We start from the raw sequence: 12286 nt of genomic DNA, 5'->3' as shown, positions 1-12286 counted from the left end.
CGCCCTCCCCGAAGTACCGCCCCTCACCCAGGAGTTCCCCATGACCACCGCCCCCCGCCGCCTCCACCTCGCCCTGCACCCCTACGGCGTCGGCGGCCCCGGCCAGCACGGCCTGTGGAAGGACCCCCGCGTCGCCAAGAACGCGAGCATCGACATCGGCTACTACATACGCCAGGCCCAGGCCGCCGAACACGCCCTCTTCGACGCCCTGTTCATCGTGGACAGCCAGTTCATCAACGCGACCTACCCCGCCCACTACCTCAACCGCCTCGAACCCCTCACCCTCCTCTCCGCCGTCGCCACGCACACCTCCCGCGTCGGTCTCGTCGGCACCGCGAGCAGCACCTACAACTCGCCTTTCAACCTCGCCCGCCGCTTCGCCTCCCTCGACCACATCAGCGGCGGACGCGCCGGCTGGAACGTCGTCACGAGCTTCGACACCGGCACCGCCCGCAACTTCGGCCTCGACGAACACCTCGACTACGCGACCCGCTACGGCCGCGCCCGCGAGTTCGTCGAGGTCGCCCGCGGCCTGTGGGACTCCTACGAGGACGACGCCTTCCCCGCCGACGTCGAACGCGGCGTCTTCCTCGACTCCACGAAGCTCCACGCGCTCGACCACGAGGGCGAGCACTTCAAGGTCGCCGGACCGCTCAACCTCTCGCGCTCCCCGCAGGGGCAGCCCGTCATCTTCCAGGCCGGCGTCTCCGAGGAGGGCCGCGACCTCGCCGCCCGCGTCGCCGAAGGCATCTACGCGCCGGGCGGCAGCCTCGCCCAGGCCCAGGAGTACTACGCCGACATCAAGCGCCGCACCGCCGCCCACGGCCGCGACCCCGAGCACATCAAGGTCTTCCTCCACGGCTCGCCCGTCGTCGCCGCCACCGACGAGGCCGCCCGCCGCCGCGAGCGCGAGATCCACGAGGAGGACAAGGATCTCGGCCGCAGCCTCGGCCTCCTCGGCCGCTCCTTCGGCGCGCACGACTTCGCGCGGTACGACCTCGACGCGCCGTTCCCCGACGTGGCCCACCTCGCCGAGAAGGGCGGACGCACCACCGCCACGAAGATCATCGAGCGCGCCCGTACGGAGAACCTCACCCTCCGCCAGGTCGCCGAGGGCCTCAACGCCTACAAGGAGGGCCCCTTCACGGGCGCCCCCGAGACCGTCGCCGACGCCCTCCAGCACTGGTTCGAGGCCGGGACGCTCGACGGCGTCAACCTCGCCTTCCGCACCGAGGAGGAACTGAAGCTCTTCGTCGACGGCGTCGTCCCGCTCCTCCAGAAGCGCGGCCTCTTCCGCACCGCCTACGAGGCCGACACCCTGCGCGGACACCTCGGCCTCCCCGTCCCCGAGAACCGCCACACCGCTGCCCGCGCCTGAACACCTCCACCGGAGTACGCACATGAGTGACCCGCTCGACTTCCACGCCCCCGAGGGCCTGCTCACCCGTGGCACGGTCCTCGTCGTGCCGGGCCGGGGCGAGACCCCTGAGACGTACACGCGTCTCGGTACCCGCCTGGCCTTCGACGCCTACCGCGTCCGTGTCATCGAGCCGCCGGGGGAGACGCTGACGGCCCGGGACCTCGCGGACGCCCTCGCGGGCACCGCGTCCGGCGACGGGAACCCGGCCGCCCCTGTCGTCGTGCTGGGCGCCGACGCGGGAGCGGCGGCGCTGGCGGCGCTGTACGCGAACGGGGACGCCCCGGCCGCCGATGCCCTGATCCTCGCCGGGCTTCCCGCCCCCGTCGCGGTCGCTGCCGAGGCGGCTGCCTGGGACGACGAACTCAACGTCCGTACCGCGTGCCCGACGCACCGGGGCCGGCTCAGTGAGGACGCGGGAGTACGGCGCGGAGCGCTCGCCGAGCCGGTGGCGCCGGAGCTGCTTGCCGCCGCCTACGCCGCCCGCCCCACCGTCCCCACCCTCCTGCTGAGCGGTGCACTGGACCCGCTCGCCGATCACTCGGCGCTGGCCGGTCTGGCGAAGTCCCTGGACCGCGCGCGTCACGCCCTCGTGCGCGGTGCTCACCACGACGTTCTCAATGACCTCCCGCACCGCTCGGTGGCCGCCGAAGTCGTCGGTTTCCTGGAGACCTTGCGTGAACAGCTCGTTGCGCGTGTCGCCGTTCAGTCCAGTACGTGGTGACCCGCGTTCCCTTTCCCCGGAAGGCACCGTCATGGCCCGTATCCTCTCCGTCTCCGGCAGTCCCTCCGCGACCTCCCGCACCGCCCGCCTCCTGCGCCACCTCGACGAGCACCTGCGCGCGCAGGGGCACGAGGTCACCGTCCTGGACGTCCGTACTCTGCCCGCAGGGCCGCTCCTGGCCGCGGAGTTCGGCCATCCCGAGATCGTCCGCGCGACACGCGCCTTCGCCGAAGCGGACGGCGTCGTCATCGGCACGCCCGTCTACAAGGCCGCGTACTCGGGCCTGTTGAAGACCCTTCTGGACGTGTTGCCGCAGTACGCGCTGGCGGGAAAGACCGTCCTCCCTCTCGCCACCGGAGGCTCCACGGCCCACGTCCTCGCCCTCGACTACGCCTTGCGCCCGGTCCTGACCTCCATGGGCGCCGCACACGTCGTCCCCGGCTGGTTCGTCGTCGACAAGGACCTCACGGTGAACCCGGACGGCACCCTCACCCTCCCCGCCGCCACCGATGAGGCCCTCACCCAGGTCACCGACGCCTTCGCCCGCGCCCTGCACACGGCGTTCCCGGCCCCCGTCCCGGTGGGGTGACGACGGAGGGGCGGGCCCCGGCCGACGGGGCCCGCCCCGGGCGGGAGTGCCTGAGCGGTGCCGGGCATCGGCCCGCCCCGCCGTCTCCCCCCTGGCTACTGTGACCCCGTGCTCCCGAGTGCTTCGCGGTCCCTGCTGCCCGTCAACCCCACGCTGGGCGTGCTGATGTGCGTCCTGCTGCTCGTCGCCGCGGGGGTCGTGCGGGTTTTCCAGCTCAGCCCCGACGAGGGGACGAACCGCTCGCGGCAGGTGCTGATCGCCGGGGTGCGGGCCGCCGTGCAACTGGGGGCCGTGTCCCTCGTCATCACGTGGGCCGTCACGAACATCGCGGGGCTTTTCGCCTTCCTGCTCGTCATGTTCGCCGTGGCGGTACGGACGGCGGGGCGGCGCCTGACGCCGAACGGCACGTGGTGGCTGACGGCCGCGCCGCTCGCCGTCGGCGTCGTACCGGCCGTGCTCGCGCTGCTGCTCACCGGGCTCGTACCGCTCAAGGGCATCTCCCTCGTACCGCTCACCGGCATCCTGCTCGGCGGCGCGCTCACCGCGACGGTGCTCGCGGGGCGGCGCGCGCTCGACGAACTGCGCACGCGCAAGGGCGAGGTGGAGGCCGCGCTCGCACTCGGCCTCCTCGACCGCGACGCGCGCCTCGAAATAGCCCGCCCCGCCGCGTCGGACGCGCTGCTCCCCGGACTCGACCAGACCCGCACCGTGGGGCTCGTCACGCTCCCCGGCGCCTTCGTCGGTGTCCTCCTCGGCGGCGCGAGCCCGCTCGCGGCCGGGGCCGTGCAGCTCTTCGTGCTGCTCGCGCTCATGGCGGTGCAGTCGCTCGCGGTCTCGGTGACGGTGGAACTCGTGGCGCGGGGGCGGATCACCAGGGACTGAACGCCGCAGCTCCCGGCTCCCTCACCGGAGACCGCGACGCGCGGTCCGCCCGGCCCCTCACGGGGACGCGACCCACCACCTGGCCGACCCCTCACCAGGTACGACCCGCCCGCCCCTCACCACGGCACGATCCGCCCCTCGCGGTCCAGGTAGGCGAGTCCGGGCCTGCCGAGCCGGGACTCCAGCACGTCCATGAGCAGCGGGACGCTCTCCTCGACCGTGTACGGGGCCTCGGGGCCGCCGAGCGCCGTGCGGATCCAGCCGGGCGCGAGCAGCAGGATCGAGCGCCGGGTCCCCGCCTGCCGGACGGCGAAGCCGCGCACGAACATGTTCAGCGCGGCCTTGCTGCCCCGGTACACCTCGCGGCCACCCGAGGTGTTGTTCGTGCTGCTGCCCTGCCCCGAGGACATCGCGCCGATGAGCCCGTCGTCGGCGACGAGGTCCGACAGGGCCTCGATGACCCGCATCGGGCCCAGCGCGTTCGTCACCATGACCCGGACGAAGTCCTCCGTCGGCACCACGCCGACCGGTGTGTCCTCGTGGTGCGTGGTGCCCGAGTTGACGAAGAGCACGTCGAGCCTGCGGCCCGCGAGGCGTTCGCGCAGTGCGGAGACCTGGCCGGGGTCGTCGACGTCGAGCCTTTCGACGGTCAGGTGCCCGGCGGAGCGCTCGGCGAGGCCGGTGAGGGGGCTCGGGGCGGCGGGGTCGCGGGCGGTGCCGATCACGTCCCAGCCCCGGTCGACGAAGGCGGCGGCGAGGCCGTGCCCCAGGCCGCGCGAGGCGCCGACGAGGAGAGCGGTACGGGGCGTGGTGACGGGGGGCATACGCGTTCCGATCCTCGGGGTCCGGGGTCCCGATGCTAAGCGGACCCGTCACGTATCCGTGTGACCTCCACGCTTCCCCGCCCCGCCGGGCGGGCGCCCGTCCTCCAGGACGACCGGGCCCCCGGCCCCGCGCGCCGCGAGCGCCGCGCGCACGCGGGGGACGTCGCTCGCGACCATGTACGCGCCCAGCTCCTCCGGCCGCGCCCACTCGAGGCCCGTCACCTCGCGGGGCGGCAGGACGACGGCGGCGAGGTCGGCGGGGGAGAGAGTGCCGCCCTCGTACACGTAGAGGTGCTCGCCGGGGAAGCCCGTGCCGCCCATGCCGGGGAGCGTGGGCGGCACCCACTCCAGGGCGAGCACGCGGGTGAAGACGCGGTCGAGGCCGAGTTCCTCGCGCACCTCGCGGGCGAGCGCGGCCGAGGGCGGTTCGCCCGCTTCCACCGCGCCGCAGGGGAGGAGGCAGTGCGGGCGGTAGTCGACGCGTTCGAGCAGGACCCTGCCCCCCGCGTCCGTGAAGAGCGCGCTCACCCCCGTCCACAGCACGGCGCGCGAAGCGCCGTACGCGGCGGGGGTGAGCGCGGTGCCGCGCGGCTCCTCATCCGTCATGGGGTGGTTCCTTCCCTCGTGCGAGGGATGCCAGTCCCGTTCTCGCACGACCACGGGACGGCCCCGGGCCGGGGCGGGCGTGACGGCGCTCAGACCATGGTCGTGACGCAGAAGGGGTGGCCCGCCGGATCGAGCAGGACGACCCACTTGTCACCGCCGGGCTGGTGCTCCGGCTTCGTCGCCCCGAGGGCGGTCAACTCCCGCTCGGCCTCGGCCAGATCGGCCACGCCGAAGTCGAGGTGCAACTGCTTGTCGTCGCCCGGCCAGGAGGGCCGGCGGAACTCGGCCGCCCGCTGGAAGCCGAGGCGCTGCGCACCGTCCGGCGTGCCGATGTAGACGAAGTCGTCGCTCGCGTAGAGCGTCTGCCAGCCGGTGAGCCCGGCGTAGAAGGCGGCGAGCGCCTGCGGGTCCGGGGCGTCGAGCGTGACGGCGGCGAGCTGTCCGATGGCGGGCATAAGGAGGTCCTTTCCACGGCCTGGCGGTGCCACCTCTCGCGGCGTGCGGAGGCGGGAGCGAGCCTAGTGGGCGCGGGGTGGAAGGGGCGGCGGAACGGGACCGGCGGGGCGAGGGCCGCGCGGCACGCGCACGCGGCCCCGTACCCCCGGTTCCCCCCGTCAGCCCCCCACCAGCGCCCGCGCCGCCGTCACCACGGTCTCGCGCCGCCGCGCCCGCTCCACGTCCCCGCCCGCCGCACCCTCGGCCGCGCCGCCCTCCGTCGTCCCGAAGGGGGAGCCGCTCAGGGTCAGCAGGACCAGGAGGTCGCGCAGGGACTCCGGCGGGAGCGTGCTCGGCACGGTGCCCGCGCGCTGGGCCGCCGCGATGCGCGCCGCCTTGTCGCGCTGCGCCGTCACCACGACCTCGGGGACGGGCGACTCGGGGCGTTCGAGCCCGCGCCAGGCCGCGAGGCGGACCGCCGCCGGGTGCGCCTCGTGGTAGTCGAACAGGCGCCCCGCGTAGCCGGGCAGGTCCTCCGCGTCGAGCGGGACGGCCTCGATCAGCTCCGTGACGACACGGCTGTACACCGTGTCGAAGAGGTCCACCTTGCTGCCGAAGTACCGGTAGAGCAGGGCGTTGTTCACCCCGGCCACCGTGGTGATGCGGTCGACCCGCGCCCCGGCGATGCCGTGGCGGGCGAACTCCTCGGTGGCCGCGGTGAGGATCTTGCGACGGGTCTCCTCCGCATTGCGCGCCATGGCACCAGCCTACCGAGACCGTAAGTAGGCACCCACTTGCATCGGGCCCCACGGCGCTCTACGGTCGAAGAAGTAGGTAGTTACTTACATACGGCGTTGCTTACATAGGGCGCGCTCCCGCGCCCCGCACCTTCCCGGAGGACCCGTGCTCACCTATGACGCGCTGTACATCGGCGGTCGCTGGACCGCCCCCACCACCACCGACCGCGTCGAGGTCCGCTCGCCGCACGACCAGTCCCTCGTCGGCAGCGCGCCGCTCGCCGCGCCCGCCGACGTGGACGCCGCCGTGGCCGCCGCGCGGCGTGCCTTCGACGCGGGGGAGTGGGCGGGGCTCGCGCCGGAGCGGCGCCGCGCGCTCGTGGAGCGCTTCAACACGCTGCACGCGGCCCGTGCGGCGGAGATCGCCCGTCTCGTCACGGCCGAGAACGGCACCCCCGCCTGGTTCACGGCCTCCCTCCAGACCTCACTCGCCGAGCAGACGGGGGCCTTCCTGCGAGCCTCGGAGGGGCTGAGCTGGGAGGAGGAGCTGAAGGACGGCAGCCTCGTGCGGCGCGAGCCGGTCGGGGTCGTCGCCGCCGTCATCCCGTGGAACGCGCCGCACCAGTCGGCGCTGGTCAAGGTGATCCCGGCGCTGCTCGCGGGCTGCACCGTGGTCTTGAAGGTCGCCACCGAGACCCCGCTGGACGGGCTGCTCCTCGGTGAGCTGTTCACCGAGGCCGGCTTCCCGGAGGGCGTCGTGAGCATCCTGCCCGCCGACCGGGGGACCAGCGAACACCTGGTCCGCCACCCCGATGTCGACAAGGTCGCCTTCACCGGTTCGACGCGCGCGGGCCGCCGCATCGCCTCGCTCGCGGGCGAACAGCTCAAGCGCGTGAGCCTCGAACTGGGCGGCAAGTCCGCCTCGATCGTCCGCGAGGACGCCGATCTCGACGCGCTCGCCGCGGGCGTCCCCTTCCTCGCCTTCAGCAACAACGGCCAGTCCTGCGCCGGGCACACGCGGCTGCTCGTGCCGCGCTCGCGCTACGAGGAGGTCGTCGAGACCGTCCGCGCGGCGGCCGAGAAGGTCACGTACGGGGACCCGGCCGACCCGGCACACTTCGTCGGCCCGCTCGTCTCGTCGGCCCAGCGCGAGCGCGTGCGCGCGTACATCCGCTCGGGCCTCGACGACGGCGCCCGCCTCCTCGTCGGCGGCCTCGACGTCCCCGCGCACCTGGAGGGCGGCAACTACGTACGGCCCACGGTCCTCGCGGACGTCGACAACTCCTGGCGCGTCGCGCGCGAGGAGATCTTCGGCCCGGTGCTCGTGCTCATCCCGTACGAGGACGAGGACGACGCCGTCCGCCTCGCGAACGACTCGCCGTTCGGTCTGAGCGGCGGCGTCTGGACCACGGACCCCGAGGCAGGGCTCGCCCTCGCCCGCCGCGTCCGCACCGGCATGGTCCTCGTCAACAGCGCGGCCCCCGGCTACGAGGCGCCTTTCGGCGGCTACAAGGCGAGCGGCATAGGGCGCGAGTTCGGGACGGTGGGGCTCGGGCAGTACGTGGAGTACAAGACGATCGCGCGGTGAGAGGGGTCCGGGAGGGGCGAGAGGCTGCCTGAGGGCCCGTCCTCCACGCCCTTCCCTCACCCCAGCTCCAGCACCCCCACCGTCTGGTCCCCGCTCGTCTCGCCCGTCGCCCGGAACCCCAGGCGGCGGTAGAAGGCCCCGGGACCGTCCGGACCCGGGTGCCACGTGGTCGTCAGGAGGTCCTTGCCCCGGCGGCGCAGCTCCTCCCCGACGGCCGTCACCGCGAACCGCCCGTAGCCGCGCCCCTGTTCGCCCGCGTCGATGTTGAGGCGCCACAGGCCGGAACGGAAGTCGGTCCCGTCGTCCTTCCAGTCGATGTCGACGAACGCCATGAGGAAACCGACGACGCGCTCCCCGTCCATGATCAGCCGGGGCCACGCCTCGGGATGCGCGTACGCCTCCGCGAGGGACTTCGCGACCGGGGCCACGGCGTGTTCCTGGTCGGGGCGGACGCGGACGGCGAGCGCGGCGTCGATGGTGGCGGGGGTGACGGGCGCGAGGTGGGGCATGGGTGCCAGGTTAGGGACGCGGCACGCCCCCGGCCAGCGGTTTTCCGGCGTCGTACGGGGCTCGGTCGTCGTGCGCGGGCCCCTCGTCGCGGTGCGCGCGCTCCACCGCCTGCCCCCAGTACGTCCCCACGAGCAGGAGCGCCGCACCCGTCGCCGCCCACGGCGTGAGGTGTTCGCCGCCGACGACCAGCCCCGTCGCGACCGCCCACACCGGCTCCGTGCCGAGCAGGAGACTCGCGCGGCTCGCCGACGTCCGCTGCACGGCCCACGTCTGCGCGAGGAACGCGAACAGGCCGCACAGCAGCGCCAGGTACAGCAGCCGCGAGCCCGTCGCCGCATCGCTCGCCGCGAGAGCGCCGAAGTGCCGCACGGCGAAGGGGAGGACGAGCACGGTCCCGGTGACCATCTGCACCGTGGTGAGGTGCACCGGGTCCACGCGGTGCCGCGCGGTCACCCGGCCGACGAGCGCGACGTGCCCCGCCCGCACGACCGCCGCGCCGAGCATCAGCAGGTCGCCCCCGCGCGGCAGCCCGAACCCCTCCCCGCCCGCCCCGATGAGCCCGACCGCGACGACGCACAGGAGCGCCGCCGCGTAGAAACGCGCGGGGAGCGGCGGCCGGGTGCGGTCGAGCGGCGGGGTGAGCACGATGGTGAGGCTGATGAGGAGACCCGCGTGCGCCGCGCTGGTGTGCGCGACCCCGTACGTCTCCAGGACGAGCACCGCCGCCTGCGTCACGCCGAGCAGCGCCCCCGCCCGCACCTCCGTACGCGTCCACGCCCGGCGCCGCACGAGGACCACGGCCCCGCACGCGAGCGCCCCGAGCGCGTACCGCGCGAAGAGCACGGCGAGCACCGGCAGGACATCCGTCGCCGACTTCGCGACGAGGTAACTGGAGCCCCAGACGAGGGCGACGAGGACGAGTACCGCATCGGTACGGCGCACGGCGAGCATGCGTCCCACGCTGCCCCACCTCGTACGTTGAAGACCAGCCACCACTTTCTTCACCAAAGGTGTAGCGGCACTAAAATAATCACCGTGGACGAACGACAGCTACGGATTCTGCGCGAACTCGGAGAGCTGGGCAGCGTCAGCGCCGTCGCCGAGGCCCTGCGCGTCACCCCCTCGGCGATCTCGCAGCAACTGCGCCTGCTCCAGCGCTCGGTGCCGCTCCCGCTCACCGAACGCGCGGGCCGCCGCGTCGTGCTGACCGAGGCGGGGCGCGTGCTCGCGGACGCGGCGATCGAGGTCGAGAGCGCCCTCGCCCGCGCCCGCCACACCCTCGCCGACTACGCGGAGCAGCCCGCCGGAGAGGTCTCCGTGGCCGCCTTCTCCAGCGCCGCCGCGGCCTTCTTCCCCCCGCTCCTGCGCGCCTGTACGGGCCCCGGAACGCCTCAACTCGCCCTCGCCGACGAGGACGTGGCCCAGGACCGCTTCCCCGCGCTGACCCGCGCCCACGACCTCGTCCTCGCCCACCGCCTCGACCACGCCCCGCCCTGGCCGCCCACGGTCACCGCGACGACACTCCTGCGCGAACCGCTCGACGTCGCGCTCCCCGCGGGCCATCCCCTCGCCGCGCACGACACGCTCACCCCCGCGCAGGTCGCGGGCGAGCCGTGGATCGCCGTCCACGACGGCTTCCCGATCCTCGCGACGCTCGACGCGGTCGCCACGGTCGCCGGCCGCCCCCTCCGACTCGTCCACCGCGTCAACGAGTTCACCGTCTCGGCCGCGCTCGTCGCCGAGGGCGGCGGCCTCGCGCTGCTCCCGCGCTGGACGGTCCCCGCCCAGGCGGGCGTGGTGCTCAGGCCGCTCGACGGGGTGCACGCGCTGCGGAACGTCGATGTGCTGCACCGGCCCGAGCGGACCGCGCGGCGGGCCGTCGGGGACGTGCTGAAGCTCCTGAAGAGGGTGGCCGACGAGGTACGGGGCGAGGCGGGTCCCGTGGTGTGACGTGGCTCTCTCGCGTGTCATCTCCCCTTGCCGCAAAGCCGAGTTGATCGATCATGGGAGCCGCGACGACGGGGGGAACGGGATGAGTCAGTACGACGAGGGGCATACGGTCGCGGGCTGGTCGGGGGCGGCCGTCGCGGTCGCGGGCTCCGCGTGCCTCGCGGTGGCGGTGGTCGGGTGGACGCCGGGGTGGTACCTCGGCCTCGTCCTCCTGGTCGTGGCGGCCGTGCTCACCTGGGTGCTGCACCTCGCGGGCTGGGGCAAAGCGGCGGGCCCGCGCCCCCGCACCGCGTGGGGCGTACGCGACACCTCCGCACGCGCGGGCCACCCCGACTGCTTCGCCTGCCGTCTCGCCGGGCGGCGCGGCGAGGTGGTGGACGCGCCGAAGCAGGCGCGGACGGTCGAGACGCGGACGGGTTGACGGCGGCGTGAGGTGCGGGTCCGACGGGCGGGCGCGGACTGGCTGACGGGGGCGTGAGGTGCGGGTGAGGCGGGCGGGCTGACGGTCGCCGGGCTGTGACGGCCGTCATCGGGCGGCCGTCGTCGGGCGGCCGGGCGCTGAGGGGCTGCCTCCTCGTTTCTCGACCGCGTGCGGGTGCGAGGGCGAGGGGCGGACGAAGGGAAGGCGAGGAGCGGGCGACGGCGCTGCTCGGCACGGCGGTCCCCGCCTCGCCCGGCGCGGAAACGGAACGTATCCCGGGGCGGCCCGACCAGGCCGTGGACGCGGATGCACCCGCGCCCGCGCGGGCCTGACAGCGCCTCCGGTGCGCGGCCGGAGAGGGGTCCCCACCCCGCGACACCCGGAGTCCCACCCCGCGACACCCGGAGTCCCGGCCCATGAGACACCCCGAGGTGTCCGTTGACAGCCCCACCGCGCCCGCCGCAGGATGAGGGACATGCACACAACCCACCCCGGTGTGGTGTGCCGCTACGTGGACCTGCGGCGCACTTCCAGCGCCCTCTGTCGCTGATCCACCGCCGTCCCGGCCCGGCGCCCGCTGCCCCTCGCGCCGCCCCCGGAGTCCCGGCCGCTCCTTCCCGAGCCGCATTCCCCCTTTCTTTCCCGCCTCAGCGCGCCCCGCGGACCGCGCGCGTTGCGTGCTGATTCGCGGTGCTCACCACGACGTTCTCAATGACCTCCCGCACCGCTCGGTGGCCGCCGAAGTCGTCGGTTTCCTGGAGACCTTGCGCGAACAGCTCGTTGCGCGTGTCGCCGTTCAGTCCAGTACGTGGTGACCCGCGTTCCCTTTCCCCGGAAGGCACCGTCATGGCCCGTATCCTCTCCGTCTCCGGCAGTCCCTCCGCGACCTCCCGCACCGCCCGCCTCCTGCGTCACCTCGACGAGCACCTGCGCGCGCGGGGTCACGAGGTCACCGTCCTCGATGTCCGTACTCTGCCCGCAGGGCCGCTCCTGGCCGCGGAGTTCGGCCATCCCGAGATCGTCCGCGCGACACGCGCCTTCGCGGACGCGGATGGCGTCGTGATCGGCACGCCCGTCTACAAGGCCGCGTACTCGGGTCTGTTGAAGACCCTTCTGGATGTGTTGCCGCAGTACGCGCTGGCGGGAAAGACCGTTCTCCCTCTCGCCACCGGAGGCTCCACGGCCCACGTCCTCGCCCTCGACTACGCCTTGCGCCCGGTCCTGACCTCCATGGGCGCCGCCCACGTCGTCCCCGGCTGGTTCGTCGTCGACAAGGACCTGGCGGTCGACCCGGAGGACGCCCTGACGATCGCCCCGGGCACGGCGGAGGCCCTCACCCAGGTCACCGACGCCTTCGCCCGCGCCCTGCACACGGCGTTCCCGGCCCCCGTCCCGGTCCCGGTGCCGGTGCCGGTGCCGGTGGGCTGAGCATGAGAGGGCGACGCGGCCCGCCCGGGACCACCCGGGTGGGCAACGTCGTCGACACCTTCGTTCAACTCCCTTGCTGATTTGGCTTGTTGAGGACCTGGACAGTCGCGCCCCGAACGCCCACGCTGAACTGCGCCGCTCCTGACGACGTCAGTCGGACAACGTTGTCAGGCCG

14 protein-coding genes and 1 pseudogene are annotated in these 12286 nt (G+C 74.0%); 9 read left to right on the top strand and 6 right to left on the bottom strand.

Annotated elements, in window-relative coordinates; genetic code table 11:
* Positions 1-40: 40 nt before the first annotated feature.
* From STTU_RS06665 to STTU_RS06650, 4 genes are all read left to right on the top strand, one after another.
* Positions 41-1378, top strand: coding sequence for an NtaA/DmoA family FMN-dependent monooxygenase (locus STTU_RS06665; RefSeq protein ID WP_007821056.1), 1338 nt, complete (start codon positions 41-43; stop codon positions 1376-1378).
* 22 nt (positions 1379-1400) lie between these two features.
* Complete coding sequence (locus STTU_RS06660) at positions 1401-2141, top strand: hypothetical protein (RefSeq protein WP_007821055.1); 741 nt, start codon at positions 1401-1403, stop codon at positions 2139-2141.
* Between the two features lie 31 nt (positions 2142-2172).
* Positions 2173-2730, top strand: coding sequence for an NADPH-dependent FMN reductase (ssuE, locus tag STTU_RS06655; protein WP_007821054.1), 558 nt, complete (start codon positions 2173-2175; stop codon positions 2728-2730).
* Positions 2731-2838: 108 nt separating this feature from the next.
* Positions 2839-3612: an ABC transporter permease gene (locus STTU_RS06650; protein WP_007821052.1), complete on the top strand. Its 774-nt coding sequence runs from the start codon at positions 2839-2841 to the stop codon at positions 3610-3612.
* A gap of 116 nt (positions 3613-3728) precedes the next feature.
* On the opposite strand, the gene STTU_RS06645 is transcribed toward STTU_RS06650, so the two are convergent.
* The 4 genes from STTU_RS06645 to STTU_RS06630 all read right to left on the bottom strand — a co-directional run bounded on the left by STTU_RS06645 (position 3729) and on the right by STTU_RS06630 (position 6235).
* Positions 3729-4436 carry an SDR family oxidoreductase gene (locus STTU_RS06645; protein WP_007821051.1) on the bottom strand — a complete coding sequence of 236 codons (708 nt, stop codon included), beginning with the start codon at positions 4434-4436 and terminating at the stop codon, positions 3729-3731.
* Between the two features lie 48 nt (positions 4437-4484).
* On the bottom strand, positions 4485-5042 hold the full coding sequence (locus STTU_RS06640) for an NUDIX domain-containing protein (RefSeq protein ID WP_007821050.1): 558 nt from the start codon (positions 5040-5042) through the stop codon (positions 4485-4487).
* 89 nt (positions 5043-5131) lie between these two features.
* Positions 5132-5497, bottom strand: coding sequence for a VOC family protein (locus STTU_RS06635; RefSeq protein WP_010269517.1), 366 nt, complete (start codon positions 5495-5497; stop codon positions 5132-5134).
* A gap of 159 nt (positions 5498-5656) precedes the next feature.
* Positions 5657-6235 (bottom strand): TetR family transcriptional regulator, encoded by a 579-nt coding sequence (locus STTU_RS06630; RefSeq protein ID WP_043254392.1) that lies wholly within the window; start codon positions 6233-6235, stop codon positions 5657-5659.
* Between the two features lie 145 nt (positions 6236-6380).
* Between STTU_RS06630 and STTU_RS06625 the strand changes: the two genes are divergently transcribed.
* Positions 6381-7802 carry an aldehyde dehydrogenase gene (locus STTU_RS06625; RefSeq protein WP_007821047.1) on the top strand — a complete coding sequence of 474 codons (1422 nt, stop codon included), beginning with the start codon at positions 6381-6383 and terminating at the stop codon, positions 7800-7802.
* Positions 7803-7858: 56 nt separating this feature from the next.
* On the opposite strand, the gene STTU_RS06620 is transcribed toward STTU_RS06625, so the two are convergent.
* Together STTU_RS06620 and STTU_RS06615 are read right to left on the bottom strand one after the other, a co-directional pair.
* Positions 7859-8311 (bottom strand): GNAT family N-acetyltransferase, encoded by a 453-nt coding sequence (locus tag STTU_RS06620; protein WP_007821045.1) that lies wholly within the window; start codon positions 8309-8311, stop codon positions 7859-7861.
* A gap of 10 nt (positions 8312-8321) precedes the next feature.
* Positions 8322-9263 (bottom strand): DMT family transporter, encoded by a 942-nt coding sequence (locus tag STTU_RS06615; protein ID WP_007821041.1) that lies wholly within the window; start codon positions 9261-9263, stop codon positions 8322-8324.
* A gap of 84 nt (positions 9264-9347) precedes the next feature.
* On the opposite strand from STTU_RS06615, the gene STTU_RS06610 reads away from it, so the two are divergent.
* The 4 genes and pseudogenes from STTU_RS06610 (at position 9348) to ssuE (STTU_RS06600) (ending at position 12111) form a co-directional block, all read left to right on the top strand.
* Positions 9348-10262 carry a LysR family transcriptional regulator gene (locus STTU_RS06610; protein WP_007821039.1) on the top strand — a complete coding sequence of 305 codons (915 nt, stop codon included), beginning with the start codon at positions 9348-9350 and terminating at the stop codon, positions 10260-10262.
* An 82-nt stretch (positions 10263-10344) separates the two neighbouring features.
* The gene (locus STTU_RS06605) at positions 10345-10683 is read left to right on the top strand and encodes a hypothetical protein (RefSeq protein ID WP_043254390.1); all 339 of its coding nucleotides are present in this window, start codon (positions 10345-10347) and stop codon (positions 10681-10683) included.
* Between the two features lie 656 nt (positions 10684-11339).
* Positions 11340-11498: pseudogene (locus STTU_RS35270) on the top strand (alpha/beta hydrolase); the annotation flags it as partial.
* Between the two features lie 31 nt (positions 11499-11529).
* The gene (gene ssuE, locus STTU_RS06600) at positions 11530-12111 is read left to right on the top strand and encodes an NADPH-dependent FMN reductase (RefSeq protein ID WP_007821029.1); all 582 of its coding nucleotides are present in this window, start codon (positions 11530-11532) and stop codon (positions 12109-12111) included.
* Positions 12112-12286 lie beyond the last annotated feature (175 nt).

The sequence above is a fragment of the Streptomyces sp. Tu6071 genome, from assembly GCF_000213055.1.
Classification (GTDB): Bacteria; Actinomycetota; Actinomycetes; order Streptomycetales; family Streptomycetaceae; genus Streptomyces; species Streptomyces evansiae.
Note: the sequence above shows the minus strand (reverse complement) of the source record. Positions and strands in the feature narration are given on the sequence as shown.